General features: G+C 36.5%; 25 protein-coding genes and 1 pseudogene. 16 read left to right on the top strand and 10 right to left on the bottom strand.

Annotation, left to right across the window (positions count from 1 at the left end; translation table 11 throughout):
* Nucleotide 1 precedes the first annotated feature (1 nt).
* The 4 genes from CQA43_RS00380 to CQA43_RS00365 are packed head-to-tail and all read right to left on the bottom strand — an operon-like array spanning nt 2 to nt 3,565.
* The gene (locus CQA43_RS00380; RefSeq protein WP_115550645.1) at nt 2-964 is read right to left on the bottom strand and encodes a bifunctional riboflavin kinase/FAD synthetase; all 963 of its coding nucleotides are present in this window, start codon (nt 962-964) and stop codon (nt 2-4) included.
* Nucleotides 918-1,688: a 23S rRNA (cytidine-2'-O)-methyltransferase TlyA gene (gene tlyA / locus CQA43_RS00375; protein WP_245944163.1), complete on the bottom strand. Its 771-nt coding sequence runs from the start codon at nt 1,686-1,688 to the stop codon at nt 918-920. The genes CQA43_RS00380 and tlyA overlap by 47 nt, the downstream gene beginning before the upstream one ends.
* Nucleotides 1,689-2,240, bottom strand: a complete 552-nt coding sequence (locus CQA43_RS00370) for a hypothetical protein (protein WP_115550644.1) — start codon at nt 2,238-2,240, stop codon at nt 1,689-1,691.
* Nucleotides 2,231-3,565, bottom strand: a complete 1,335-nt coding sequence (locus tag CQA43_RS00365; RefSeq protein ID WP_115550643.1) for a UDP-glucose dehydrogenase family protein — start codon at nt 3,563-3,565, stop codon at nt 2,231-2,233. Before CQA43_RS00365 ends, CQA43_RS00370 begins: the two co-directional genes overlap by 10 nt.
* Nucleotides 3,566-3,706: 141 nt before the next feature.
* On the opposite strand from CQA43_RS00365, the gene CQA43_RS00360 reads away from it, so the two are divergent.
* The 7 genes from CQA43_RS00360 to CQA43_RS09810 all read left to right on the top strand — a co-directional run bounded on the left by CQA43_RS00360 (nt 3,707) and on the right by CQA43_RS09810 (nt 10,307).
* Nucleotides 3,707-4,621 (top strand): aspartate carbamoyltransferase catalytic subunit, encoded by a 915-nt coding sequence (locus tag CQA43_RS00360; protein ID WP_115550642.1) that lies wholly within the window; start codon nt 3,707-3,709, stop codon nt 4,619-4,621.
* Nucleotides 4,621-5,262 (top strand): LysE family translocator, encoded by a 642-nt coding sequence (locus CQA43_RS00355; RefSeq protein WP_115550641.1) that lies wholly within the window; start codon nt 4,621-4,623, stop codon nt 5,260-5,262. Before CQA43_RS00360 ends, CQA43_RS00355 begins: the two co-directional genes overlap by 1 nt.
* 180 nt (nt 5,263-5,442) lie before the next feature.
* A complete protein-coding gene (gene rho, locus CQA43_RS00350; protein WP_115550640.1) occupies nt 5,443-6,768 on the top strand; it encodes a transcription termination factor Rho in 1,326 nt (441 codons plus the stop codon).
* A 3-nt stretch (nt 6,769-6,771) separates the two neighbouring features.
* Nucleotides 6,772-7,527, top strand: a complete 756-nt coding sequence (murI, locus tag CQA43_RS00345; protein ID WP_115550639.1) for a glutamate racemase — start codon at nt 6,772-6,774, stop codon at nt 7,525-7,527.
* Between the two features lie 164 nt (nt 7,528-7,691).
* Nucleotides 7,692-9,038: a phosphomethylpyrimidine synthase ThiC gene (gene thiC / locus CQA43_RS00340; protein ID WP_115550638.1), complete on the top strand. Its 1,347-nt coding sequence runs from the start codon at nt 7,692-7,694 to the stop codon at nt 9,036-9,038.
* Nucleotides 9,035-10,147 (top strand): Mrp/NBP35 family ATP-binding protein, encoded by a 1,113-nt coding sequence (locus tag CQA43_RS00335; protein WP_115550637.1) that lies wholly within the window; start codon nt 9,035-9,037, stop codon nt 10,145-10,147. Before thiC ends, CQA43_RS00335 begins: the two co-directional genes overlap by 4 nt.
* 34 nt (nt 10,148-10,181) lie before the next feature.
* Nucleotides 10,182-10,307 (top strand): hypothetical protein, encoded by a 126-nt coding sequence (locus CQA43_RS09810; RefSeq protein WP_281270086.1) that lies wholly within the window; start codon nt 10,182-10,184, stop codon nt 10,305-10,307.
* Between the two features lie 12 nt (nt 10,308-10,319).
* Here the strand turns inward: CQA43_RS09810 and CQA43_RS00330 are convergent, their stop codons facing one another.
* From CQA43_RS00330 to CQA43_RS00310, 5 genes and pseudogenes are all read right to left on the bottom strand, one after another.
* Nucleotides 10,320-10,601, bottom strand: coding sequence for a hypothetical protein (locus tag CQA43_RS00330; protein ID WP_115550636.1), 282 nt, complete (start codon nt 10,599-10,601; stop codon nt 10,320-10,322).
* A gap of 164 nt (nt 10,602-10,765) precedes the next feature.
* Nucleotides 10,766-11,128: pseudogene (locus tag CQA43_RS00325) on the bottom strand (Cj0814 family flagellar-dependent secreted protein); the annotation flags it as partial.
* A gap of 15 nt (nt 11,129-11,143) precedes the next feature.
* On the bottom strand, nt 11,144-11,533 hold the full coding sequence (locus CQA43_RS00320; protein WP_115550634.1) for a hypothetical protein: 390 nt from the start codon (nt 11,531-11,533) through the stop codon (nt 11,144-11,146).
* A gap of 119 nt (nt 11,534-11,652) precedes the next feature.
* The gene (locus tag CQA43_RS00315) at nt 11,653-12,114 is read right to left on the bottom strand and encodes a hypothetical protein (protein ID WP_115550633.1); all 462 of its coding nucleotides are present in this window, start codon (nt 12,112-12,114) and stop codon (nt 11,653-11,655) included.
* A gap of 118 nt (nt 12,115-12,232) precedes the next feature.
* On the bottom strand, nt 12,233-13,090 hold the full coding sequence (locus CQA43_RS00310; RefSeq protein ID WP_115550632.1) for a hypothetical protein: 858 nt from the start codon (nt 13,088-13,090) through the stop codon (nt 12,233-12,235).
* A 144-nt stretch (nt 13,091-13,234) separates the two neighbouring features.
* Here CQA43_RS00310 and CQA43_RS00305 point away from each other — a divergent pair, with 144 nt between their 5' ends.
* From CQA43_RS00305 to CQA43_RS00265, 9 genes are all read left to right on the top strand, one after another.
* A complete protein-coding gene (locus tag CQA43_RS00305) occupies nt 13,235-13,792 on the top strand; it encodes a bacteriocin (protein WP_115550631.1) in 558 nt (185 codons plus the stop codon).
* Nucleotides 13,793-13,829: 37 nt separating this feature from the next.
* Complete coding sequence (locus CQA43_RS00300; RefSeq protein WP_115550630.1) at nt 13,830-15,122, top strand: Cj0814 family flagellar-dependent secreted protein; 1,293 nt, start codon at nt 13,830-13,832, stop codon at nt 15,120-15,122.
* Nucleotides 15,123-15,177: 55 nt separating this feature from the next.
* A complete protein-coding gene (locus CQA43_RS00295) occupies nt 15,178-15,774 on the top strand; it encodes a C39 family peptidase (RefSeq protein ID WP_115550915.1) in 597 nt (198 codons plus the stop codon).
* A gap of 105 nt (nt 15,775-15,879) precedes the next feature.
* Nucleotides 15,880-16,524, top strand: coding sequence for a LysE family translocator (locus CQA43_RS00290; RefSeq protein ID WP_115550629.1), 645 nt, complete (start codon nt 15,880-15,882; stop codon nt 16,522-16,524).
* Between the two features lie 123 nt (nt 16,525-16,647).
* Nucleotides 16,648-17,694 carry a 3-dehydroquinate synthase gene (aroB, locus tag CQA43_RS00285; protein ID WP_115550628.1) on the top strand — a complete coding sequence of 349 codons (1,047 nt, stop codon included), beginning with the start codon at nt 16,648-16,650 and terminating at the stop codon, nt 17,692-17,694.
* The gene (locus CQA43_RS00280; RefSeq protein ID WP_115550627.1) at nt 17,691-19,397 is read left to right on the top strand and encodes a mechanosensitive ion channel family protein; all 1,707 of its coding nucleotides are present in this window, start codon (nt 17,691-17,693) and stop codon (nt 19,395-19,397) included. The genes aroB and CQA43_RS00280 overlap by 4 nt, the downstream gene beginning before the upstream one ends.
* Nucleotides 19,398-19,406: 9 nt before the next feature.
* Nucleotides 19,407-20,711: a MiaB/RimO family radical SAM methylthiotransferase gene (locus CQA43_RS00275; RefSeq protein WP_115550626.1), complete on the top strand. Its 1,305-nt coding sequence runs from the start codon at nt 19,407-19,409 to the stop codon at nt 20,709-20,711.
* The gene (locus tag CQA43_RS00270) at nt 20,698-22,389 is read left to right on the top strand and encodes an AAA family ATPase (RefSeq protein ID WP_115550625.1); all 1,692 of its coding nucleotides are present in this window, start codon (nt 20,698-20,700) and stop codon (nt 22,387-22,389) included. Before CQA43_RS00275 ends, CQA43_RS00270 begins: the two co-directional genes overlap by 14 nt.
* Before the next feature lie 3 nt (nt 22,390-22,392).
* A complete protein-coding gene (locus CQA43_RS00265) occupies nt 22,393-22,710 on the top strand; it encodes a hypothetical protein (RefSeq protein ID WP_115550624.1) in 318 nt (105 codons plus the stop codon).
* 31 nt (nt 22,711-22,741) lie between these two features.
* Here CQA43_RS00265 and CQA43_RS00260 read toward each other — a convergent pair whose 3' ends face one another.
* The gene (locus CQA43_RS00260) at nt 22,742-23,089 is read right to left on the bottom strand and encodes a hypothetical protein (protein WP_115550623.1); all 348 of its coding nucleotides are present in this window, start codon (nt 23,087-23,089) and stop codon (nt 22,742-22,744) included.
* Between the last annotated feature and the right edge of the window lie 9 nt (nt 23,090-23,098).

Genomic DNA, 23,098 nt, shown 5'->3' with positions numbered 1-23,098 from the left:
TTTATTCCTTTGGCGTTTGCGATTCTATGACTTTATTGCGACTTTGGAATCTCTTATTTGTATCGCTTGCATTCTCCACATTCTCTTTGGATTCTCTATTTTCACATTTCAAAGCCTTATAAGCCCGTTGAATATCTCGCTGAATCTGCTCTTTTAACTCGCTTAAATGCTCAAAATGCTTGTTTTCGCGCAAGTATTTCACAAGAAAGAATCCCGCTTCCTTTTGCTGCACCTCTAGCTTCATTCCAAGCAAATGCCCCTCAATCGCAAAAGATTTATCCGTGCTTAGACGATTACCGATGAAAATTACTGCGGGATATTTTAGGGATTCCGCACTTTGTGCGCCTAATTGCACAAACCCCGCATACACTCCCTCCTTTGGGAGCAAAAATCCATCGTTTTGCAGGTTAATGGTCGCGACAAGTTCCTTTGCACCAATCCCCTGCCCCCGCACGATTCCACCGCGAATCTCAAAGGGACGCCCTAGCAGTTTGTTTGCCTGCTTTAAATTACCATTAATCAACAACTCTTTGATTAACCCGCTATGCACAGAGAGTTTTTTATAAAACACCTCATCAACCACAATTACTCTCCCTTGAAATCTCTTTTGCAAGTCAAAAGTATAGTAATGCCGCTCCTTGCCAAAACGAAAATCATATCCTACAACCAAACATTCTAAATTAGGCAGAATCTCCAACAAAAACTCTACAAACTCCTTGTCGCTTTTGCTGCGGACATATTCTAAAGGTAGTGAAAAAATCGGATAGGAAGCATAAAATGCGCGATATTTTTGAGGTAGTAACTCGCCTTGATTGTTTTCAATGCACAAAATCGCGCCTTTATCGCCTAATTTTTCAAAAAGAACTTGGTGTGCGCTGTGCATTCCATCAAATTTCCCAAGCGCAAGACTTGTGATATTACGCGCTAGGCTTGGCTGTTTGGCAAGCGATAAAAAACTCAACATTTCCTTCCTTTCCTCTCACTTTAGATTCCTCACAAACTAGAATCCTAAAGCCCTTATTTTCCAAAAGCGCAAGTGTCTGCTCTAATGCTACTTTCGCGCTTTTTGATTCCATTAACACGCCCTTTTTATTGCGTTTTGCTTCCACTCCCACTTCAAATTGTGGTTTAAAAAGCAAAATCAAAAGCCCACTTGCTAATGCCTTGATTGCACTTAAAATATCCTTGATAGAAATAAAAGAAACATCGCAAACCACAAGCGGAAAAGTTTGCAATGCTTGATTTTCTCTCGCAAAATTACGAATATCTGTGCGCTCATAGAATCTCACGCGCGGATTCTCTCTTAAACTCTTATGCAGCTGATTGCTCCCCACATCTACGCACACGAGAGATTCCACACCTAATCTTAACAACACTTCGCTAAATCCGCCCGTGCTTGCGCCTATGTCTAGGGCATTCAACCGATGAAAATTCTGCTTTAAGTAGGGATTGGATTCCAAGAAACAATGCAGTTTCTCCCCTGCACGACTCACAAAGCACAAAGATTCTAAAAAGGAAATGGAATCGCAAGAGGAAACTTCACAAGAAACCCTCTTGCATACTTTATCATTCACGCAAACTTTACCCTTTTTGATGAGACTTTGTGCCTTGTTGCGTGATTCACATAAACCTAATTTCACACAAGCAATATCCAATCGTATTTTTTGTATAGTTTGCAAATCTTGCAATTACTTTCCTTTTAAATCCTCTTTACTTAAGCCTTTAAAGCCAAATTTTAAGAAATTTTCACCAAATTTTGGGTGGCTTAACACGAGTGTTAAACTATCTTGTATGCGTTTATTTTGCGGCGCAAATTTAACCAAATAGTATTCCCCCCAACGCATAGCATTTTGCTTCATTAACCCCTGTAAATCTTTGCTTTGCAGTCGGGTAATTTTTATTGGGGATTCTCCATTGCTTAAAGTCAAATGATAGCCGTTTTCCAAGAATCCTAAGGAATTCTGCTCGCTTTGATACACATCTACAAAAAATACTTCTCCATTTTCGTGTAGATAATTTTTCTCATCATAGGAATTTAAATGCACCGCAATTAAAACAATCCGCGTAATCTCATCAAAGACTAGCTCACTTTTGCGTGTTGCTTGAATATAAGATTCTTCAGGTTTAGAGGGAATTAATTTAGATTTCAAAGATTCCATTTTAGTGCAACCATTCAAAATCAATAAAATACCGATTAAGATTCCACCAAAAAAGAATCGCAACAAATGCTTTAGACACATAATTGAACACCGATTTCATAATAAGTAAAGCCGAGCTCTTTAAGTCTTTTGGCATTGTATTGATTGCGTCCATCAAAAATGATAGGTGTTTTCAAACGCTCTTTGATTTCCAAAAAATCCGGACTTCTAAACTCTTTCCATTCTGTAACTAGCACGAGACAATCACAATTTTCTAATGCGTCATATTTGTTTTTGGCATATAAAATATTTGGAATCCCTTTGAGATAAAATTGCTGCGCTTCTTGCATTGCCTTAGGGTCATATGCTTTTACCACCGCACCGCGTGCAATTAATTCATTAATGAGAACAATAGAAGTTGCCTCACGCATATCGTCTGTTTCTGGCTTGAAACTAAGCCCCCAAACACAAATTTGCCTTTCACTTAAATCATTGCCAAAATGCTGCACGATTTTTTTACCCAAGATTCGCTTTTGCTCATAATTGACTTGTTCTACTGCGCAAATCACCTTAGGATTCATTCCATTTTCTAATGCAATTCTTGATAAAGCTTTTACATCTTTTGGAAAACAACTCCCCCCATAGCCACAACCCGGATAAATAAAATTATATCCTATGCGCTTATCACTCCCGATTCCAACACGAACATCATTTACATTTGCGCCCACCGCCTCGCAAATATTTGCAATCTCATTGATAAAACTAATTTTCGTTGCTAGCATTGCGTTTGCTGCATACTTTGTCATCTCTGCGCTTTTAATATCCATTACAATAAATCTGTCGCGACTACGGCAAAAAGGAGCGTAAAGCTCTTTTAAACGCTCCTTTACCCACTCTTCCTCTGCACCAATGACAACGCGGTCTGGCTTAAGAAAATCATTAATCGCATCTCCCTCCTTTAAAAACTCTGGATTGCTTGCAACTCCAAATGGAATCTTTTTCTTACGTGCTTTAAGCGCTTCATTAATCGTTACTTGAACCTTTTGTGCAGTGCCAACTGGAACGGTGGATTTATCTACGACAATAAGTTGCGATTCCATTGTTTCGCCAATTTCTTTTGCGGCTTGAAGCACATATTGTAAATCCGCACTGCCATCTTCACCCATAGGTGTGCCTACTGCGATAAATACAATTTCACAATTTTTTAATGCCTCTTGTAAGGAAGTAGTGAAATATAAATTACCATTTTGATAGTTTTTATTTACAAGTTCTTCTAAACCCGGCTCATAAATAGGAATCTCACCGGATTTGAGTTGTGCAATTTTGGATTCTACCACATCTACACAAACAACTCTATTTCCCATTTCGGCAAAACAAGTCCCGCTTACTAATCCCACATATCCTGTGCCAATCATTGCTATATTCATCAAGATTACCTTTGAAATTCATAAAACTTTCGCATTTTAGCATAATCTTACTCCAAATAATATAACCGCAAAGGAAACTTAAAGCAAAATAAATTTATAATTTTATTGTTTAGACTTTATAAAGACTTGCGAGGTTGGATTATGGCGCGACATCTCTTAGAAACTAAAGACTTTAATAAAAACGAAGTGGAACAAATTTTGGATTTAGCTCAAAGCTTTTTAGAATCTAAACCTAGAAATAGCTTAAATGGGCATATTATTATTACAATCTTTTTTGAAAACTCTACCCGCACGCTCTCTAGCTTTGAAGTTGCAACTAAAAGATTAGGTGGAAGTGTGGTGCGTTTAGATGTCTCTCGTAGCTCTACTGCAAAAGGAGAAACGCTTTTTGACACCGCAGCAAATCTCAATGCAATGAATCCAAGCGCAATTATCGTCCGACATAGAAACTCTGGCGTGCCAAACATTCTTTCTCAATATGTTTCTTGCTCTATTATCAATGGAGGCGATGGCGCGCACGCGCACCCAACACAAGCACTTTTAGATTTGCTTACCTTACGCAAACATTTGGGCAACCTAGAGGGTAAAAAAATTGCGATTGTGGGTGATATTCGTAATTCGCGTGTGGCTAATAGCAACATTGAACTTTTAGGCAGATTTGGAATGGAAGTGATTTTGGTAGGTCCTCCGCATTTTATTCCGAAAACTTCCTTGCGCCATTGCTTATTTTTAAAAGAAGTCATTGATGAAGTTGATGCAGTGATGAGTTTGCGCACACAAACAGAGCGGCACGATTGCCCGATATATTCAAGCTTAAAAGACTATGCAAGTGATTATTGTATTACGCAAGAAATTTTTGGTAATCGCGATATTATCTTGTTACACCCCGGACCTGTGCATCGCAATATTGATATTAGTGATGCAATGCTAAAAGACCCACGCTGTAAAATATTAGAACAAGTAACAAATGGTGTCGCAATTCGTATGGCGGTTTTAGAAACACTCATTATGCACGATAGTAGCTCAAAGATTCCAAAAAACTTCCCTTACTTTTAATGGAATCTCTAATCTTAGAACTTAGCACGCTTTTTATTGTCGGTTTCATTGGTGCTTTGACACCTGGACCGGATATTTTGTTTGTGCTTAGAAACACCATTAGTTTTGGCACTAAGGCTGGTTTTTCTAGCTTATTTGGCATTTTTTGTGGTTGGCTTGTTTTTATCAGTTTGATTTATTTTGGCTTTGCCCATCTGATAAATGGTGCGTTATCTCAAGGAATCCTAAGCTGTATTGGTGGATTCTATTTATTTTATGTTGCTTTTGCGCTTTTAAGAAAACCGAAAAATACCATTGATTTTCATTTACATTTACAAACAAGCAAAACTTTCTTTTATGATTTTATTCTCAAAGGGTTTTTACTGAATCTCTCCAATCCCAAAGCTATCCTCTTTTTTGCTGTTATTATTACACCTTTTATGAATCAATATTTAGAGATTAGTCTTTTAGTCTTGCTCTGTGGATTATTTTTTACTTTTATTCTTGTGATTATGCTGGGTGTATTTTTTAGAAAATTCATCAACAACACATTTTTTGATAAAATTGATAAAATTTGTGGAATCGTTTTTATTCTTTTTGGGATTCTACTTTTTATCTCAAGTTATCAAAGTTTTCAACTTGTGTTTTTCAATGAAATTTAACACATTAAATCTTGACAAGTTTATCTTTTTAGATTAAAATTTTCTCATCACTTCATTCAAAGAGAAGTTATAAGGAACTGCATAAAGGACTTCAGGGATTTTAACATCCGTTTTTCCACAATTTTTAAATTTTTCAAGAAACCTCTTTGCAAGGAATCCTAAACAAAATTAAGGCGACAAATGAGCGAAAACAATTCAAACAAAAAAGAACACAAAACCCGCACTCATACACCCGTTGAGGGCTATACGATTGAAGATTTACGCGCAAAATCCATTAATAAACTTGCAGAAATCGCAAAATCTTTGGGTATTGAAAATCCACAAGAATTTTTGCGTCAAGATTTGATTTTTGAGATTTTAAAAACACAAGTTAGCAAGGGTGGATTTATCCTATTTACAGGAATCTTAGAGATTACAAGTGAGGGGTATGGATTCTTACGTGCCATTGATGAAAATTTCTCCGGCTCGCAAAATGATGCTTATGTAAGTAGCACACAGATTCGTAGATTTACTCTAAGAAATGGAGATATTATCACAGGACAAGTTCGCTCTCCAAAAGACCAAGAAAGATATTATGCCCTTTTAAAGGTAGAAGCAATCAATTATCAATCTCCAGAGGAGATGAAAAATCGCCCACTTTTTGATAATCTTACGCCTCTCTTTCCAACCGAACAAATCAAATTAGAATACAATAGCTTTAAAATCACAGGTAGAATGTTGGATTTATTTGCTCCTATTGGAAAAGGACAACGTGCATTGATTGTCGCACCTCCAAGAACGGGTAAAACAGAGCTAATGAAAGAGCTTGCCTATGGAATCACCCAAAATCACCCAGAGGTAGAATTGATCGTCTTACTCGTAGATGAACGTCCAGAGGAAGTTACTGATATGGAAAGAAGTGTGAAAGGTGAAGTTTATAGCTCCACCTTTGATATGCCCGCCAACAACCATACGCGCGTAGCAGAACTTGTCGTAGAGAAAGCAAAAAGAATGGTAGAAATGGGCAAAGATGTCGTGATTTTACTAGATTCCATTACGCGTCTTGCAAGAGCTTATAACACTGCTACACCTAGCAGCGGTAAAGTGCTTAGTGGTGGGGTTGATGCAAACGCCTTGCACAAACCCAAACGATTCTTTGGAGCAGCAAGAAATATTGAACAGGGCGGAAGTCTAACGATTATCGCAACTGCACTGATTGAAACAGGCTCTAGAATGGACGAAGTGATTTTTGAGGAATTTAAAGGCACAGGAAATAGTGAAATTGTCTTGGCGCGTCATATTGCAGAGCGCAGAATTTATCCCGCAATGGATATTCTAAAAAGTGGCACACGCAAAGAAGAATTACTCTTAGGTAGCGACAAATTACAAAAAGTTTGGGTATTGCGCAATGCGATTCATCAAATGAATAATGAGATTGACGCTCTGACTTTTCTTTATTCCCAAATGCAAAAATCCAAAGACAATGAAGAATTTTTAAATATGATGAATAACGATGCAAAAGATTAAAATATGATTCCACAAAGAATTGGTGTATTTGATAGCGGCGCAGGGGGTATAAGTGTCCTAAAAAGTCTTATCCATTCCCACAACTTCAGCGAAATCATCTATTATGGAGATACTGCACGTGTCCCCTATGGTGTGCGCAGCGCAGAAACTATTGCACAATATTCCCTAGAAGCACTAGAATTTTTTAAAACTTTTGATTTGGATTTACTTGTTATTGCTTGCAACACCGTGAGTGCTTATGGCTTGAAAGCTATGCAAGCAGTTGCACCCTATCCTATTGTTGGTGTGATTGAGCCGGGAGTTTTAGCACTTAAAAATAAAATCCCCAATAAAGCTTCCAAAATCTTGATTTTAGGCACAAAAGCGACGATTCAAAGCAAGCTTTATAGTGAGCTTTTAGCATTTGAGGGTTATCATAACACTTTTGGGCTTGCCACTAGCCTTTTTGTTCCTATTGTGGAAGAAGGCATTTTTGAGGGTGAAATCTTGAAATCAACAATGAAACATTACTTTACCCTCTATTCCCAAACGCCAGAAGCCATTATTTTAGGCTGCACACATTTCCCTTTAATTGCAGATTCCATTTCACATTATTATCATCACAACCCCTTGCTCATTCATTCGGGAGAAGCCATTATGGAATACCTGCAAAACTCTTATATTTTAAAGTCTTTTGAGAATCCTCCAAAAGTAACTTTCTATGCAAGTGATAGCGTGGAAAAACTAGAAAAAATCGCTAAAATTTGGCTTGCAAAATAAATTCTATTTCTAAACATTATCACTTGATTTTGCAATGATTTGCGAGGTTTTTGCCATAAAATCTACAAAAAAAGCTAAATTTTATTTTTATTTTGATATTTTATATCTTTTACAACTAAAGATTTAGAATCTAATGATGAATTCAAACTTCCAAAGGAGATTCTATGCGAAAAGCATGGATAAAAGCAAGAGAAAAAGATAAAATCAAAACGCAATTACGCTATGCAAAAAAGGGTGTCATCACGCAAGAAATGGAATATGTCGCCAATCTTGAGCATTTAAGTCCCGAAATCGTGCGTAAAGAAGTGGAGAAAGGGCGGCTTATAATACCTGCAAACATAAATCACACGAATTTAGAACCAATGGGAATTGGAATCGCAACGCGCACTAAGATTAATTCTAATATCGGTAGTTCTGCACTTGCAAGTTCTATTGAAGAGGAAGTGCAAAAAACACTAATTTCCATTAAATATGGAGCGGATACGATTATGGATTTAAGCACAGGGGGAGATTTAGATTCTATCAGAGAAGCAGTAATCCAAAGCTCTAGTGTGCCGATTGGCACAGTGCCAATCTATCAGATTCTACACGATGTGAAAAACGACATTAATGCGCTAGATATTGACACTATGCTAGAAGTAATGGAGAGACAGGCAAGGCAAGGCGTAAGTTATTTCACAATCCATTGCGGATTCCTCCTAGAACATATGCCAAAACTATCCAAACGTAAAATGGGCATTGTCAGTCGTGGTGGTAGCTTAATGGCTTCTTGGATGTTGCATTATCACAAACAAAATCCCTTTTATGAAGCCTTTGATGACATTTTAGATATTTGCCAACGTTACGATGTCTCTTTAAGTCTTGGGGATTCCTTGCGTCCGGGTTGTCTAGCGGATTCTAGTGATGAAGCCCAGCTTGAAGAGCTAAGAGTAATGGGCGAATTAGCCGCAAGAGCTTACGAAAAAGATGTGCAAGTGATGATAGAGGGACCGGGACATACGCCAATGAATGAAATTGAACGCAATGTAGAGTTGCAAAAGGAGCTTTGCCACGAGGCACCTTTTTATGTTTTAGGACCGCTTGTTACAGATATTGCTGCGGGGTATGACCATATCGCTTCAGCCATTGGTGCGGCTATTGCCGCTTGGAAAGGTGTTGCAATGCTATGTTATGTTACCCCTAAGGAGCATTTAGGGCTACCGAATGCAAAAGATGTGCGTGAGGGAATCATTGCTTATAAAATCGCAGCACACGCAGCGGATATTGCGCGTGGGCGCACAAATGCAAGAATCAGAGATGACGCAATGAGCAATGCGCGGTATAATTTTGATTGGAATAGACAATTTGAACTTGCCCTTGACCCAGATAGAGCGCGTGAATATCACGATGAGAGTCTGCCACAAGAGGTATTTAAAGATGCGAAATTCTGCTCAATGTGCGGACCAAAATTTTGCAGCTATAAGATTTCACAAGAAATCGTAGAACAACATCAAGAAAAGGAAAATGTGTGAATCAAGAACAACTCGTTAATTTATTAAAAGAGGTAATCTACCCAAATTTTGAAAAAGATATTGTAACATTTGGCTTTGTTAAGGAAATGCTAGTAGAGGGCGATTCTGTTGCTTTGCGCGTGGAGATTCCCTCTGCGTCCGCTGAAGTAGCACAAAAACTCAAAGATTCCATTACACAAAAGCTCAATGCACGAGGAATTACAAAGATTAATTTGGACATCAAGCAACCTAAACCACAAGCGGAATCCAAACCACAAGGAACAAAAAATCTTGCTCCACAGATTAAAAACTTTGTAATGGTAAGTAGTGGTAAAGGGGGCGTGGGCAAATCCACTACAAGTGTTAATTTAGCAATTGCTTTGGCAATGCAAGGCAAAAAAGTTGCATTGCTAGATGCGGATATTTATGGACCCAATGTGCCAAGAATGCTTGGATTAGAAAAAGAAAAACCCGAAGTTGATCCAAACCTTAAAAAACTGATTCCATTGCAAGCTTTTGGCATTGAAATGATTTCTATGGGAGTGCTTTATGATGAGGGGCAAAGCCTGATTTGGCGGGGACCGATGATTATTCGTGCAATTGAACAAATGTTAAGTGATGTTTTGTGGGGGGATTTGGATATAATGGTGATAGATATGCCTCCGGGCACAGGTGATGCGCAACTCACTCTCGCACAAAGCGTTCCTGTAACAGCTGGAATCTCTGTTTCTACCCCACAAAGAGTTGCGCTTGATGATGGTGCTAGGGCGTTGGATATGTTTTTAAAACTTAAGATTCCTGTTGCTGGGATTATAGAAAATATGAGTGGCTTTATTTGTCCGGGTTGTGGCACAGAATACGATATTTTTGGCAAAGGCACAACAGAACAAGTTGCCAAAGACTTTGACACAAGAACTCTTGCGCAGATTCCTATTGAACCTATCGTGCGTGAGGGTGGCGACAATGGCAAGCCAATCGTATATTTCAAGCCAGATTCTAAATCTGCTAAAGAATATCTAAAGGCTGCCAAAGAATTATGGGAGTTTATAGAGGAAGTCAATGCTAAAAAATTAGCAGATAACAGCGCGATTCAACCTGTGGATAATGGCAAGTCTGCTTGCAGTAGCTAGGCGGATTCCCCCGCTTACCCTACCCCTTTAACAAATGATTCAAAAAGGTATTCATCTTTTCTTGCTTGGTTTGGGATTCGTAGGGTTTGGAATCTTTGGATTCCTTAGAATCTTGAAGTGTTTGTTTGGCTTGTGTGTTGTAAGATTCTTGTTTGCTTAGTGTTTGAAGTTCTTAAACATTAAGAGAATGAAAATCTAAAATCTCTTGAAAGACTTTAAGGAAATGTGTTAAAAAGTTTGCAAACTGCTCTCTATCCTCGTCCCAAACAATCGTATTATTATGCGTATAACCTAAATCTATCAACTCTTGCAAATGGGATTCCACAGAGATTTTACCATTTAACAAATCCCAGAATCTTTGGTCTGTGTCGTAATGAATAAGGTAGTTGTTGAAGGTATTGTTCGTTGCGCTACGCCCTGTGATTTTATTATTATACGCTTGATAATCAGCCATTCTTGTGAATATTCCGCTTCTTTAAAATAGCTAAAATTTCTACTTAATACTCATTAAACATTCCATCAAGCGAGATTTTATCTCCTTGTATAAAGTTTGACAAGATATAATTTTCTATATTTTTTGTGGAAAAATCAATGAATCTAGGCGTTGTAATGCCTAGTTTATGACTGCCAACTATAAATTTGAGTGAGCATTTCCTCTGTGGGAATTAATGCAAAAACATTTTGATAACCATAATCTGTAAAGAATCCTTTAGGTAAAGTATTGATTTCCTCTTTTGAGAGCATTTTATTGCTTTTTGTGAAATCCTCGCCATAGAAGTTTTTAAAAGATTCAAAGGCGTTTTTAGCTGTCTGCATAAAATCTACTTGCGAATAAGCCGCTGGTATGCTAATGGAATCTGTCAGCATAGTTTTTTGATAAATGTTCTCTAATGTATCGTAATGAATCTTGTAATCTAGCGGAATCCCAGCAGCAGCATTAAAATCCTCTCCCATAAAACCCTGTTCGTCCAAAGAATATCCAAATGCGCTTTTATTTTAAAAGGCAATTTCTTTTTGGATTTTAAGGATTTGAGAGTTTTTAGCATTGTGGATTTCCCAAGCTTTATCCAATATCTCCAAAGGCTTATCAGGTAAATTTCTTGTGGGGACTTGGATTTGTTTAACTTGTAAAAGCTCTTCTTCTAATTGTCTAATTTTGGATTCTGTTTCCTCTTTAGTCTCTTTGATTTGCTTGGATACATTTTTATGCAATAATAAACTAAAATCAAAAACACCTAGAGACTCTACCTCTGCTTTTTGATTTATTGCTTGAGAATTGTTAGAATATTGATTAAGCATTGCCGCAAAGGAATGATTGGATTCCTTGCTTTTGATTGCATTGTTTGCAAAAGTGTTTAAATGCTCTACTTTATTTTCTATCCGCATAATTTCTCCTAGAATCTAGTGCATTTTTTGCCCAAAATTGATAAAAATTTGCTACATTTTTTGCTTCTTTTGTGTAGGCTTGATAACGCTTATTACTACCCTCTAAAGTATATAATACATTAATAGGTATATCTATTATTCCAAGAAACGCTTTTGGAGTAGTTATAAATAGATTCAACATAAACTCCGCTGACTTTCCCCCAAGTAACCCCAATGGCATTACCTAACTTTTCTGCTTTGCTAGAGCCTGCAAATTGTCCTTTATTATAAGTATCTCTTTCATAGCGCAATACAGCCATTTTGTCTTTTTCATTTAAGTTATCCCTTGTAAGATTAAGCTGTCCATATACAGTATATCTCATCGTTGCACCATAATTTGAGATTCTTTTGTCTTGACCTCTCTCATAGGTATAAACTCCCCCTACAACTCCTCTTTCCTCCTCTGCGCTTAGAAGTCTTACGCCCTCACTCGTATCACTTATTGCACCATTGGTTAATTTTGCTAAAAAGTCCTCTGCAAAGGTTGTGGTAGAAAGGAATCCTAAGATTGCAAGAATGCCTAAAATCTTTTTTGTTTTCATTCGTTTTTCTTAAATTTAGATTATGAACACTTCATTATAATGATTAAAGGTTAAATTTATCTTTATTTTTTGATTCATTGATTTTTAAATCTCTCCTTTGTTACTTTAAGTAATCCCCTTAAAACTTCTGCCACAAAGTGAGACCAAAGATAGCATCAGGTGCAGCGGAACTCCCACCCAAAGAGGCACTAAGAGAAACTGCGGTATCAGAATTTACACTATAAGTAGAACCTATGCTTAGCGTGGGGATAGAGCGAATCTCGGAGTTTTGGTACCCATTAATCTTTTGCTCTGTTTGGAATCTCTGCTCTGCCCCCAAGTCTAAAGTAATCTTGGGACTTAAAATAATAGACAAATCCCCGCCTACATAAAAGCTGTTTCCATATTCTACCTTTGCAAACTCAAACTTCCTCTTTGCATTATAGCCAAATCCCCCATAGATTCCATAAACCACAGGGTCGCTGTATCCTCTCAAAGTTGCTTGTAGATTTTGGGATTTAAGGTAGAAGTTTTTATCCTCATTGACGAAAGTCTCCCTCTGCACCACTGCACTTTGAAAGCTAATCTGTGGCACAAAATCCGCAACACTATTAAAAGTATAGATTAACCCAAGCCACAAGGAATTAAACGACCATTTGTTATTATGAGAATATTCACCTGTGAAAAAGTTTGTATATTCTTGTCTCGCATAGCTTCCATTACCCGAAACAAGCAAATCAAATTTCGGGTGTAAGGTATAAATAAAGGTTTGATTAAGGCTTAGTTGCTTCGTATCATTCCAAATCGTTGGGTCGCCTGTAATACTTAGGTTTGGATACATTGTATAAGAGTTTGCATTCCCAGAGCTTAGAAGCGAAACATTTGTAATACTCCTAAGCCCAATTTGTTTTTTAAAAAGACTATCAATACTCAATTCATCTGACGCCAAAAGTGGCGAAACACAAGCTAGAATCCCTAACAATATTTTCTTAAACATTTAAACCCTCCGAATCTAAAATATCCCATATTGTAACAAAGTAGCAATTTTTATTCCAAAATTCAATAAATCATTCGTGAGAATCTTAAATTTTTGTTAAAATAGCCGATGTTGTAAGTAGAATAATTTTACAAGGAGGAAACAATGTTAAAGAAAATTCTTAGTATTGCGGTAATGAGTAGTTTATTTTCAAGTGGTGCATTGGCAGAGGATTTGTTGGCAAAAATAACCAATGGTGCATTAAGTGATACAAGTAAGGGTGTAAGGCTCTTAAGCGCAGAGGAGGAAAAGCAGGTTGTAGGGGGGTATGTGGTAGCAGACTTTGGCTCTGGAAATGAATGGTATGGAATAGCATTATATACAGCAAATGAATTACAAAAAGGGGGTTTATGCGGTTTAGGCATTGAAAATTGCGCTGCGCCAAGTGCTGGAAGATTGCAAGACTATGCAGAAATTGTGAATAACACAATAGGCTTTTTCCCTGTTTATATAGTAAGAAGAAGCATTAAGGTTTCCGATTTGGGACGCCCTTATGTTCTTTTTAATTATCAAGTCGGAATGCTTGATACAAATATGCAACTTTACAAGTTTGGCTCTACAACCTCAAGCATTTATTTAAAAAACAATTTGGTAATTAAGGAGCTACAAAATCATTTTAAAACAAGATTTGAATCTAATCTTGGTGGTTGGTATGCAAGATAATCTTAATTATCTTAAATAACGCAAAGTGAGGTGCTAAATGATTATAAGTCAAACTCGCAATTATGATAATTTTATGCAAGATAATAAGGCATTGCAACAAACCTCTAATGCCAATCAAATTGCAAATCAGAAACACAATTTGACTTCCAATAAAACAGAGGCGGTTAAAGAAGTGCTAGGTTATGGTGTAGATAGTGAGGGATTCTTTACGAGTGATTTAAATGAAGCAGCAGGGATTCCAAAGGATTATAAAATCTATGCAAAGGACATTGAAAACTTTGTAAATTATCATCAAAACAGAAGCGATATTCTCGCTACACACAATCAGGTGGATATTGCCAAGAGCCTAGCAAATGCGTATAAAGCTTTTTCTCAACTCATTCCACAAAGCCAAAGCCCGAGCTTCTCTAACAAAGAGTTAGAGAATATGCCCTATGCTTTCAAAATGGATAGCAATTATAATGTTACACAAACCTACACTTATGCAGAATATCAAAGCGCATTAAACAAAGATGAGAGCGGAATATTACTTACCTTTAATACCTTTGATAGTAGAGGTTTTAGCAAAATCAATGCAGAAACAATTTTTAACCAAGCCGACAATGTAAGCATTAATAAATATGCGTATCAAAACGCTAATGGTATAGCCAAAGGTGGTGTTTTGATCGCGTTTTTGAATAATTCTAGTTTATTTTTTAATGTCAATCAGTTCCTAGAGGGAGAAACTAAGATTCTTGGTAAAATTATAGGGCTTGACAAAAATATCAGTGAAAAAGAGCTTGAAAATTTTAAAGGCTTTATGAATGCAAACAAGATTCAAAGTGCTTTTGGTGAAAATAATGATTCTTGGAATACGATAGAGGAGCAGTTGTCGTTGCAATATTATATTAAAAGAAGTGAAGCAACAGGGGATAAAGACTTATTCAAAGAATCTTTAAGTTTCGCGCAAGAATATCAAGAAATGATTGATTCTAGTATGAGTTTAGAGGAATTTAAAGAAAAATATCTTGACTTTAAAGAAAGGCACGAGGAATTTGTAAAAAAACTTAAAGAAAAAGAAAATATTTTATCCCAAAGTGAAAAACAAAATAGCAATGAGGAAACAGAATTGGGAAGTAAAAACAAAAAATTTAAACCAATCCAAGTAACAAGTAAAAGCGAAACTTATCAAGATACGAGCTTTTTAAACACTTTAGATTTTATTAAAAGTCAGCAGAAGCTAGAACAAATCTTAATACTTTTTGGAGAAAGGAGTAAAGGAAACTTTGATATTCAAAACTTTAAAAACTTCCTTACTTCCTCTTGGAAAAGACTAGATACAGAGGTTTAAAGGATTCTATAATGACAATCTCTAATGTTTGCAAATGGCAATACAGAATCTCTTGATGAAAAACTTGATAAGAATTTGTCTGCTTTTTTCTTTGCTTCAAAGCCTTGCCAATGCAGAATTTATCGTGCAATCCTATCAAGAAATAAAGAATCAAAGAGTGATAAGACAAAGCTATGAGGAATCCTGCGGTGCTTCCTCGCTTGCTACATTACTAAATATCTTAAATCAAAACAATTTCACTGAATTAGAAATCTTAAAAACAATGAGTGAGAGCAAACTAAACACAGATATGGTAAGCTTCACAGATTTGAAAGCAGCGGTTCAAAAACTAGGCTTTAAGGCTAATTCCTATTCTTTGGACAGAGAGATTCTTAATCAACTTGTAAAGATTCCAATGCTTGTAAAGATTGAAAACGACCCTAGATTTCCTCACTTTGTAGTGATTATCAACCACAAAGGCAATTATTTGCAAATCTTTGACCCAAACTATGGCGAATATATCAGCTCTAAAAAAGAATTTTATAGTATATGGGATAGGGACAAAAAGGGAGGTTATGCGCTGATTGTAGCTCCCAAAAAAGATTTAAAATCATTCAATTTAACCCTACCGCGCTCTTTAAATCTCATTTTTTCTCCTTTTAGCTTGCATTGAGTTCGTATCCTCGCGCATAAAATCTATCACTTTTAGGCATTTTAAGATAAAATAAATTTAAGACATTTTCACAATGCCCTTTAACAATCTCTAAAAGGAATCCTAATGTTTGAAATTTTACTTGCCTATATTCTAGCGGTTTTTCTACTCATTGCGACACCCGGTCCTGTGGTTGCGCTTGTGATACGCAATGCTTCAATGTATGGATTTAAAACAGCATTCTTTACAAGCATAGGAACAAACTTTACCTCTTTGCTCTTGATAACCTTTGCCATTGCAATAATTTTAGGTGCATTTGAAATTTCGCCCTTTGCATTATCTCTTATTAGCATTGCAGGTTGTGCATTTATTTTTTATTTAGGATTTAGCTCTTTGTATCATACATTGAAAAACTATCAAAATCAGCCCCAAAAGGAATCCGAACCGCAATGCAATAAAACCAAAACCAACAAAACCTTTGTCTCTAGCTTTTTAGAGGGTTTTGGCATTGCAATAGGCAATCCAAAAGACATTTTATTTTTTGTAGCATTTTTTCCGCAGTTTATCCATATCACCGATTCTATTCTTACAAGTTTAAGCATTCTAGTAGCAGTATGGATTCTCCTTGATTTCTGTATTCTTATGAGCTATGCACTTTTGATGCAAAAGGCAATTTTATTGCGGTATAAAAACCTTATCGGAATCATCAGTGATATTATTTTAATGCTTGTTGGAGTGTTTGGGGCTTATTATTTACTGCAAGCATTTTAATAAAATTTGCCTAGTTTTCATCTTTTAGGCATTAATTCAAATCAGATTTAAATTATCATAAAGAATAAAAAAGTAAAAAATTGCTAAAATGTCGCTTTTAAATCATTATTAAGGCGCGCTAAAGTGGAATCCCAAGCCAATCCTTTAAACATTACTTTACCAAGCTATACAATTCATTTTGGGGATTTACCCAAGCTCACCCACAAAGGCAAAGTCCTTATCATCACGAATCCTAAAATCGCTGGGCTTCATCTGCAAACTCTCCTTGCAAACCTTGAAGCCAAAGAAATTTATTGCCACACGATTCCCGATGGAGAAAGCTATAAAAACTTTGAAACCATTAATGGAATCCTAGAAGCAGCATTCAATCATCGCTTAGATAGACATTCTTTGATGATTGCCTTTGGAGGCGGTGTGATTGGTGATATAGTGGGATTTGCTTCTGGAATCTTTATGCGAGGGATTGATTTTATCCAGATTCCGACCACACTTTTAGCACAAGTAGATTCTAGTGTGGGTGGGAAAACAGGCATTAACAATCATTTTGGCAAAAACCTCATCGGCTTGTTTCACCAACCCAAAGCAGTTTATATTAATCCCACTTTCTTGGCAACTTTGCCCAAACGCGAATTGAATGCAGGAATGGCGGAAGTCATCAAAATGTCGGTGTGCTTTAATAAAAGCCTTTTTGAATCTTTGCAAAATGCCGATATGACAAATCCAAACACACTTTTAGAAATCATTTATCAAGCAATCAGCACCAAAGCAAAAGTGGTTGCAGAGGACGAGAAAGAACACGGAATCCGCGCGGCACTCAACTATGGACATACTTTTGGACATATTATTGAACGACAAAGCGGTTATGGAACTTATTTGCACGGAGAAGCTGTTGGTATTGGAATGATAATGGCAAATCAACTCGCGTTAAAGCTCAACCTTCTTTCGCAAGCAGAATCCAATGCGATTCTAACCCTCTTGCAACATTATCAGATTCCGACAACTTATAGAATTCAAAATGTAGAATCCTTTTATCAAGCATTCTTTTTAGACAAAAAAAGCTTAAATGATAAAATCAAATTTATTCTTCCCAATGGAATCGGCAATGTATGCTTTAAAGAGGAGATTCCAAAAGAAATTGTCTTGGAAGTCTTAGGTGAATTTGCCAAATGAAACATTTAAGATTCCTTATTCTCTTTCTCATTTGCTTGCTAACAAACGCCATAAGTAATGAGATTGTAGAAGAAATAAAAAATATCAAACAGCTAGATTCTCAAATTATAGAAGCAGATAATTTCTTAAACAATCCTAACAATTTATGGATAAAAAAATATTCCAACTATCAAGCCTACCAACAAGTTATTTTCAATATTATTCAAATGCAAAATGAAATCAACACTTTAGAAAAGCAACCCAAAAGTATTGAAACACAAAATCAGCTAAGTATTTTGGAACGCAATCTTGCTGCACTAGAACAACAAAAAGAAGTTTTAGGAGTTTATAAAGATTCTCCTTTTCGTGAGCTAACAGAGGCTAAAAAACTTGAAGAAGCACCCAATGTTACAAATCTTTTGCTGATTGCACGCGCCTATTCTTATATTAAGAAAATTGATTCAGAATTAACGATTTTGCACAACAATTACGAAAAATTACAAGAAAACCTAAAATATATTCAACAAAAAGATAAAGCCTTAAGCAAATTGTTAGAAATTTATAGCACAACGCAAAATCCAAACAAACTTATCAATGTTTGCCATTCTGATTATTGCCTATTTCCAGATAAAGAATCCATTGCCAAAGCTTATCACATCAATTACAATGCCCTCACCGTGCTTGAAACAACACAAGAAGTTTTCAATACGACTTTGGAAATCTTTACCAAAGAAATGGAAGAAATCAAAGTGCGCCTCAAAGCACAGATTAAAGAGCAATTCATTAAAAGCATTTATATTGGAATCACGATTCTAATTCTTATTGGAATCGCTTTTTCTATCAAGCTTGGAGTGCGCAAATATATTCACGACAACGAACGCATTTACACAACAAATAAGATAATTAATTTTCTTAATATTACCCTAATTGTTTTGATTCTGCTTTTTGCTTATTTGGATAATGTCAGTTATCTTGTTACCGTGCTTGGATTTGCCTCTGCTGGTTTAGCAATTGCGATGAAAGACCTTTTTATGTCCATTTTGGGTTGGATTGTGATTGTCGTGGGAGGCTGTGTGCATGCAGGAGATAGAATCAAAATCATTAAAGAGGGTGCTGTTTATATCGGCGATGTGTTAGATATTTCTGTGCTTAGAATCACGCTTTATGAGGATATTACTTTGACAACTTATAGAGAGAATCGCAGAGCAGGACGCATTATCTTTATTCCCAATAACTTTGTCTTTACAACAATGTTTTCTAACTACACGCACGGGGGAATGAAAACCGTTTGGGATGGAATTGATTTTACGATTACTTTTGATTCTGACCACGAAAGAGCTTGCCATATCGCAAGAGAATGTGCCAAAAAATACGCCAAAGGCTATACAGAAAGCACACGCAAACAATTTGTAAAAATGCGCGACCGCTTTAGTTTGCGTAACACCAATGTAGAACCGAGAGTTTTTAGCTTACTTGAACCAAATGGAATCCGCATTTCTGTTTGGTATCTGACAAACGCTTATGCAACTTTGGCTTTGCGCAGTAGCATTAGCTCTGAAATCATTGATGAAATCTTGCAAGAACCCAATATTCAGATTGCTTATCCTAGCACGACAATCTACGAGGGCAGACAAAAACAACTTCCACGTAAAAGCGACAATGAGGCTTTTAAAAGCGTGCATTTAAAAAGCGATGGTGAAATACCACCACAAAACTTTTTTTAAGATTCTTTTATGCAAAAACAAAAAGTTTATTTCAAAACCTTTGGTTGTCGCACCAATCTCTTTGACACTCAAGTGATGATAAACGCGCTTCAAGATTTCACCCAAACACCATATGAGGAAGAAAGTGATTTTGTAATCGTCAATTCTTGCGCTGTTACAAATGGTGCAGAGAGTGGCGTAAGAAATTATATTCATCGTCTGCAAAACGAGGGAAAACGTATTTACTTTACAGGTTGTGGAGTGCAAACTCAAGGACAAAATCTCCTAGATAAAGGCTTAGTTTTTGGTGTTTTTGGACATTCTCACAAGGAAAATATTAATGCAATTCTAAAACAAAAGCAATCTTTCTTTTTAGAAGATGATTTAAAGAGTTTAGACAATAAAATTCTAGGCGATTTTGTGGGAAAAAGTCGCGCATTTATCAAAATCCAAGAGGGTTGCGATTTTGCTTGTTCGTATTGCATTATTCCAAGCGTAAGGGGCAAAGCACGAAGTTTTCCGCAAGAAAAGATTATCTCTCAAGTGGAAAAACTTACCCAAAAAGGCTTTGATGAATTTATCTTAACAGGCACAAATATTGGTAGTTGGGGCAAAGAGTTTGGGAAAGACATTGCAAATTTAATAGAATCACTTTGTGCGATTCCCTCTCTTAAACGTCTTAGAATCGGGAGCTTAGAACCATCGCAAATCAATACGCATTTCTTGGAGATTCTACAAAACCCCAAAATAGAGCGACATTTGCATATCGCCTTGCAACACACTGCGCCTGCAATGCTAAAAATAATGAATCGCCTTAATACTTTTCCAAAAGATTTGGAACTTTTCACATTGCTAGCAAATCAAGGTTTTGCATTAGGAAGTGATTTTATCGTAGGACACCCCGGAGAAAGTGAGGAAATATGGAGAGAAGCTTTTGCCAATTTTTCACTTCTGCCTTTGACGCATTTGCATAGTTTTATTTATAGCCCACGCGATAATACCCCTTCTGCCCTGCTTCAAGACAGAATCAATGGAAAGATTGCAAAAGAGAGAAAACAACAGATTGAAACTCAAGTTGCCAAGAACAATCTACACTTCAGAGAGAATCTCAAATTACGCCACAAATCCCTCAATATATTGATTGAAAATGTCCTTATCAAAGAAGTAAAAGCGGAATCTAGCGATAAAAACCCTTGTCCAAAATACATTGCGCAAGGTTTTGATGAATACTACAATCCTATGCAAATAGAAACACAAAATCCTCTTTACAAAGATAGTTGGGTTCTTATTACACATTTCACCCCAAAAATGGATAAAAATTATGCAGAAATTTAAAAATTTATATTTTGGAATCTTTGCGGTTCTCCTAGCACTTGCCTTGTTTGTTGCTTTCTTTTTCAAAAGCAACCCCGTTTTAATTAGCGCAACGAATCTACAAACGATTACGCAAAACGTGCTGCCAAAGGTTGCAATCCTTAAGGGAGATTATTTGTATTTTACCTTAGAAGGCAAAGAATACAAAGTTGCCAAAAGTAGCATTAATCTGCAAGAATTTGGACAAAAAGTTCCATTGGAAATCAAAAATGATTTCAATTTTGTGCAAAATTTAACAGAAATTATTATGATTCTAATTATCTCACTGGTAATTTTGTTCTTTTTTGCAAGCTTTAAAAAAGCAAAAAATACTTCCAATCCAAACGCTCGAAAACGTAAGGATTCTAAAGAATATGAGAATGTCGCAAAATCTTTTGCCAATGAAACCTTTGCCCTACACTATATTCAACCTATTACTTCTAATCTCACTTTTGATGATGTTGCCGGGATTCACGAAGCCAAAAGCGAACTAGAGGAGATTATTGACTACCTCAAATCCCCCAAAAAATACCAAGACTTTGGCGTCAAACTCCCTAAAGGCGTGCTATTAATCGGGGTTCCTGGCGTAGGTAAAACACTAATTGCCAAAGCACTAGCTGGGGAAGCAAAAGTGCCGTTTTTTTATCAAAGCGGCGCAAGTTTTGTACAAATTTATGTTGGTATGGGAGCAAAACGTGTCCATGATTTATTCACCAAAGCCAAACTCAATGCCCCCTCTATTATTTTTATTGATGAAATTGACGCGGTGGGAAAGGCGCGAGGTGGAATGCGCAACGATGAACGCGAAGCAACACTCAATCAGCTTTTAACCGAAATGGACGGCTTTGAAGATAGTTCGGGCGTAATTGTGATTGGCGCAACCAACAATGTAGAATCCCTAGATGACGCTTTGTTGCGTAGTGGGAGATTCGATAGGCGAATCTTTGTAGAGCTACCCGACTTGCAAGAGAGGATTAAGATTTTAAAAGTGCATACGCGCGACAAAACTTGTGATTTTGACTTTGAGGAAATTTCAAAACTCTGCGTGGGATTTAGTGGGGCAGCTCTTGCCTCTCTTATCAATGAAGCAGCATTATGCGCTATCAAACGCGGCTCGGATACAATTACCAAAGAGGATATTTTAAATGTGCGTGATAAGGTAATGCTAGGGGTGCGCAAAAAACTAAGCTTTAGCGACAAGGAAAAAGAAATCCTTGCTTATTATCAAGCCGCAAAAGCTTTTAGTGCGTATTCTTTGGAGATTCCATTTGAAAAAGCAACCCTGATGAGTGATGGCTTAAAATCTATTGACAAAGAATTTTTGAGTAAAAACGAAATGGAAAGCAAAATTAAAATCCATTTATCTGGAATCGCAGCACTTGAATTGCTCTATCAAGAACGTTATTCGCACGCCAAAGAAGACCTGAATGCCGCAAAAGCCTTAGCGCGTCAAATGGTAGAATCCTATGGAATGGGAGAATATTTGCTAGGCAGAGAAGAAGATGTACTTAAAATCCTAGAAGATTGCAAAAACGAACGTTTGGGATTCTTTAAAAATTATCGCGGAATCCTAGAACATATCAAAATCTCTTTACTCGTGAATGAAAAGCTAGAATACCACGAGATTGGACAGCTCATTCACGCGCAAATTCAAAAATAGCAAATGAAAATCTTTGGAAATTCTTTAAATCTTGAATCCTTAAAAGTTCCACCCATTCTTTTAAATGCTTATTGTGTTATTGGTGTGCAAGGGCAATGCACTCAAGCCATTCTCTATGCTCTAAATCAACTACAACTCCACCAACGCATAGAAAATCTAATTTTGATAGAACCCGATTTAGAATCCCTTAATACGCGGTTACACACCATTGCTTTTTATGGTTGCAAGGTTTATAGCTACTTTAAAAATCCTCAAATCACTAATTTAAAAAAATATGAAAACTTTGCACAATTTGGCTTAGTCGTGATTGCAAAAAACTAAAATCCTTTGGATTCTAGTTTGCACATTTGATTTAATAAGCACGTTTTTTGTAGCATTCTACTTCAATTTCATAGGCAATAGGATTAGTTCTCTCTCCATTGGCTGCATTTTGAAAATATAATTTAACTTCTACAAAAGCACCAAGCGATAGATTTTTAAAAGTTCCATATTTGCTAATACCAAACACACCGCAATTATCCAGTTCAATTTCTGTATTAGGCAAAACTTGCACCACCACAGAATCCCCATAAACAGAATCTATAATGATGGTTTTTTTTTCATTATCTATGCTTGCAATAATTCCCTCTAGTTTAAAACTATCTCCAAACACCGACATACCCAAGCATAGCGAGATAAAACCAATTAAAATCTTTCGCATAAGAGATTC

The sequence above is a fragment of the Helicobacter ganmani genome, from assembly GCF_003364315.1.
Classification (GTDB): domain Bacteria; phylum Campylobacterota; class Campylobacteria; order Campylobacterales; family Helicobacteraceae; genus Helicobacter_D; species Helicobacter_D ganmani.
The sequence above is the reverse complement of the archived record's forward strand: the minus strand, read 5'-3'. Positions and strand labels throughout refer to the sequence as shown.

Excerpts from the sequence above, each read along its gene's own strand:
- CQA43_RS00265 (WP_115550624.1), top strand. The coding sequence starts at position 22,393 with ATGAAAATCTTTGGAAATTCTTTAAATCTTGAATCCTTAAAAGTTCCA.
- CQA43_RS00290 (WP_115550629.1), top strand. The coding sequence starts at position 15,880 with ATGTTTGAAATTTTACTTGCCTATATTCTAGCGGTTTTTCTACTCATT.
- rho (WP_115550640.1), top strand. The coding sequence starts at position 5,443 with ATGAGCGAAAACAATTCAAACAAAAAAGAACACAAAACCCGCACTCAT.
- CQA43_RS00305 (WP_115550631.1), top strand. The coding sequence starts at position 13,235 with ATGTTAAAGAAAATTCTTAGTATTGCGGTAATGAGTAGTTTATTTTCA.
- CQA43_RS00315 (WP_115550633.1), bottom strand. The coding sequence starts at position 12,114 with ATGAAAACAAAAAAGATTTTAGGCATTCTTGCAATCTTAGGATTCCTT.
- CQA43_RS00275 (WP_115550626.1), top strand. The coding sequence starts at position 19,407 with ATGCAAAAACAAAAAGTTTATTTCAAAACCTTTGGTTGTCGCACCAAT.
- CQA43_RS00270 (WP_115550625.1), top strand. The coding sequence starts at position 20,698 with ATGCAGAAATTTAAAAATTTATATTTTGGAATCTTTGCGGTTCTCCTA.
- CQA43_RS00320 (WP_115550634.1), bottom strand. The coding sequence starts at position 11,533 with ATGCGGATAGAAAATAAAGTAGAGCATTTAAACACTTTTGCAAACAAT.
- CQA43_RS09810 (WP_281270086.1), top strand. The coding sequence starts at position 10,182 with ATGATTCAAAAAGGTATTCATCTTTTCTTGCTTGGTTTGGGATTCGTA.
- thiC (WP_115550638.1), top strand. The coding sequence starts at position 7,692 with ATGCGAAAAGCATGGATAAAAGCAAGAGAAAAAGATAAAATCAAAACG.
- CQA43_RS00365 (WP_115550643.1), bottom strand. The coding sequence starts at position 3,565 with ATGAATATAGCAATGATTGGCACAGGATATGTGGGATTAGTAAGCGGG.
- CQA43_RS00355 (WP_115550641.1), top strand. The coding sequence starts at position 4,621 with ATGGAATCTCTAATCTTAGAACTTAGCACGCTTTTTATTGTCGGTTTC.
- CQA43_RS00295 (WP_115550915.1), top strand. The coding sequence starts at position 15,178 with ATGAAAAACTTGATAAGAATTTGTCTGCTTTTTTCTTTGCTTCAAAGC.
- CQA43_RS00360 (WP_115550642.1), top strand. The coding sequence starts at position 3,707 with ATGGCGCGACATCTCTTAGAAACTAAAGACTTTAATAAAAACGAAGTG.
- CQA43_RS00370 (WP_115550644.1), bottom strand. The coding sequence starts at position 2,240 with ATGTGTCTAAAGCATTTGTTGCGATTCTTTTTTGGTGGAATCTTAATC.
- CQA43_RS00300 (WP_115550630.1), top strand. The coding sequence starts at position 13,830 with ATGATTATAAGTCAAACTCGCAATTATGATAATTTTATGCAAGATAAT.
- murI (WP_115550639.1), top strand. The coding sequence starts at position 6,772 with ATGATTCCACAAAGAATTGGTGTATTTGATAGCGGCGCAGGGGGTATA.
- CQA43_RS00280 (WP_115550627.1), top strand. The coding sequence starts at position 17,691 with ATGAAACATTTAAGATTCCTTATTCTCTTTCTCATTTGCTTGCTAACA.
- CQA43_RS00380 (WP_115550645.1), bottom strand. The coding sequence starts at position 964 with ATGTTGAGTTTTTTATCGCTTGCCAAACAGCCAAGCCTAGCGCGTAAT.
- CQA43_RS00260 (WP_115550623.1), bottom strand. The coding sequence starts at position 23,089 with ATGCGAAAGATTTTAATTGGTTTTATCTCGCTATGCTTGGGTATGTCG.
- CQA43_RS00330 (WP_115550636.1), bottom strand. The coding sequence starts at position 10,601 with ATGGCTGATTATCAAGCGTATAATAATAAAATCACAGGGCGTAGCGCA.
- CQA43_RS00310 (WP_115550632.1), bottom strand. The coding sequence starts at position 13,090 with ATGTTTAAGAAAATATTGTTAGGGATTCTAGCTTGTGTTTCGCCACTT.